Origin of the sequence: uncultured Tepidimonas sp. (genome assembly GCF_938045175.1) — a bacterium.
Classification (GTDB): domain Bacteria; phylum Pseudomonadota; class Gammaproteobacteria; order Burkholderiales; family Burkholderiaceae_C; genus Tepidimonas.
In genome coordinates this window covers 1-2782 of the sequence record NZ_CALIND010000183.1, presented here as the reverse complement: position 1 = coordinate 2782, position 2782 = coordinate 1, and the positions used below count along the sequence as shown (strand labels likewise).

Genomic DNA, 2782 nt, shown 5'->3' with positions numbered 1-2782 from the left:
CGTGCCGGCCATCACCGACGCCGAGGCCGCCAGCCTGCAGGTGGGGATTGCACCCGCAGAGCGCTTTCGCGCCGCCAACCTGGAATTCAACGCCCTGCTCCAAGACGTAACGCTGGAGGTGCAGCGGCGCACGGACGGGCGCACGGTCATCGTGGTGCGCAGTGAACGCCCGGTGTCCGAGCCTTTTCTCGATCTGGTGGTGCAAGCCCGCTGGGCGGGTGGCGAACTGTTGCGCGGCTACACCCTGCTGCTCGATCCGCCCGATCTGCGCCCGCCAAGCCCCGTGGCACCGGCCGTCGCATCCGCGCCCCCGGCCCCGCCTCCACCAGCCGTGGCAGAGACACAACCCGCACAACCGGCGCCCCCTGCCCAGCCGCCGGCACCGACGCTGGCCACACCCCAGCGGATTGCACCGACCGAGCGGCCTGCCGCCCAGTCCCAGCGGATCACGGTCAGACCAGGGGAGACGGCAGGGCGCATCGCTGCCGAGCACAAACCGGCCGACGTCACGCTGGAGCAGATGCTCGTCGCGCTGCTGCGCGCCAATCCGCAGGCATTCATCCGCAACAACATCAACCTGGTGCGCGCGGGCGCGGTCATCGATCTGCCGGACACCGCCGTGGCGGCCAGCGTCGATCCACAAGAAGCACGCCGCATCGTCGCCGCACAGACGCGGGACTTCAACGAATACCGACGGCGTCTGGCCGCCGCCGCCCCGGCGCAAGCGGCCCCCCCCGCTTCGCGCACGGCCACCGGTACCGTACAGGCGGCCGTGGCCGAAGACAAACCACAAGCCAGCGCCCAGGACAAGCTGACCCTGACCAAGCCCGGTGCCCCAGCACCGGCCGAGGCCCAGATCGCCGAAACGCGCCAGCGCGGCGAGACCGAACAGCGCGTCGCGGAGCTGAGTCGCAACCTGCAAGAACTGGAGCAACTGCGGCAAGCGGCGTCGTCGGCCCCAGCCACCGCACCGGCTGCGCCCCCAGCGACCGATCCAGCCCCGACGGCCACCGCAGGCGAGGGTGCAGGCCCACCGGTGCCGGTGGCGCCACCGGCACCGCCTCCCGCGCCAGCGGAGCCCCCAGCGGCGACGGCCCCGCCTGCGGCACCCGCACCTGACCCGGCGCCAGCTCCCACCCCGCCTGAAGGCGGCGTGCTGGGCACCCTGCTGGCCCACCCGCTGACCGTGCCGGCGGCCGCTGGCGTGGCCCTGTTGCTGGCCCTGCTGGCGGGGTGGCGCATCCGGCAGCGCCGTCGGCAGGCTGCCGCCGAACAGCCGGCCGAACCGCGTGCCGATGCGGCCAGCCAAGCCGATGACACCCACGATGAAGCCGCAGCATCGTCCCTGATGCACGCGACCCGCCTGCTCGACACGGCAGACGATGTCGACCCCGTGGACGAAGCCGACGCCTACCTGGCCTACGGCCGCGACCAGCAGGCCGAAGACATCCTGCTCGAAGCGCTGCGGCAGCACCCTGACCGGCTGCCGGTGCGGCTCAAATTGTTGGAGATTTATGCGCAACGGCCGGATGCGGCGCGTTTCGAGGCAGCGGCGCGTGAACTGCACGCCCTAACCCAGGGCCAAGGCCCCGAGTGGGAGCGCGCCTGTGCACTGGGCATGACCCTCGATCCGGACAATCCCCTCTACCGCCCTGCGGATGCCAGTGGCGAGGTCGCCGCGCCGGTCGACGACACCCTGCCCGAGCTGGATTTGACCCTCGATGCCACGGCGTCCGAGCCTGCCACGGCATCCCCAGGCACCGACGACCTGGACCTCGATTTGGACCTGGGCGCGGTAGCGCCAGAATCCACGGAAACATCCGCTGCGCAGACCGAGACGCTGGCACCCTATCCGGCAGACCCCAAGGACGCCGCTCTGTCAGGCAACACGGCCGGCATGGACTTCGATCTGGAGATCCCGGAGTCGCCCCCGCAGCCAGCCCCGATCGGGGCTGCCACCGCGGGGCTGCCGCCTTCGCTGGAAGGCCTCTCGCTCGATCTGCCCACGGACGAGGCGCCCGCTGCGGGTTCGGCCAGTGCGGCGACGTCCACCGACGAGGCGCCCACCGACGAGCCGTCCAACGTGGCGACCGATGAGGGGCTGGATGACAACGACCCGCTGGAGACCAAGCTGTCGCTGGCGCGCGAGTTCGAGGCCATTGGCGATGTGGACGGTGCGCGCACGCTGGCCGAAGAAGTCGTGGCCGAGGCCAGCGGCGATCTGCAGGAACGCGCCCGCGCTTTCCTGGCGCAGCTGGCCTGAGCCGCGCGCCACGCCAAGCCGACCGTGATCGAGCGATGCGCATCGCGCTGGGAGTGAGCTCTCTGGGCACCGCCTACCAGGGCTGGCAAAGCCAGCCCGGGGGGCGGACCGTGCAGGACCGGCTGGAGCGGGCGCTGGCCGCCTTTGCCGACGTGCCCGCCATCGCCACCCTGTGCGCCGGCCGTACAGACGCCGGGGTCCATGGCCTCAATCAGGTGGTGCATTTCGATGCCCCGGTCGAGCGCAGCATGAACGCGTGGGTGCGGGGCACCAATCGCTATTTGCCCAGCGACATTGCGGTGCAGTGGGCGCAGCCGGTGCCTGCGAGCTTCCATGCCCGCAACAGCGCCCGTTCGCGCCGCTATGCCTATGTGCTGCTGGAGTCGCCCGTGCGCCCCAGCGTCGAAGCTGGGCGCGTGGGATGGGTGTTTCGCCCTTTGGCGCTGGAGCCCATGCAACGCGCCGCGCGCCATCTGCTCGGGGAGCATGACTTCAGCGCGTTTCGCGCCGCGCAGTGCC

General features: G+C 71.4%; 2 protein-coding genes. Both read left to right on the top strand.

From position 1 onward, the window contains the following. Window positions 1-2263: FimV/HubP family polar landmark protein (locus Q0716_RS09730; protein ID WP_299022667.1), on the top strand; the 2263-nt coding region annotated here is incomplete at its 5' end. Window positions 2264-2298: 35 nt separating this feature from the next. Further along, window positions 2299-2782, top strand: a 484-nt coding sequence (locus Q0716_RS09725) for a tRNA pseudouridine synthase A (protein ID WP_299022664.1), incomplete at its 3' end; no start/stop codon positions are given.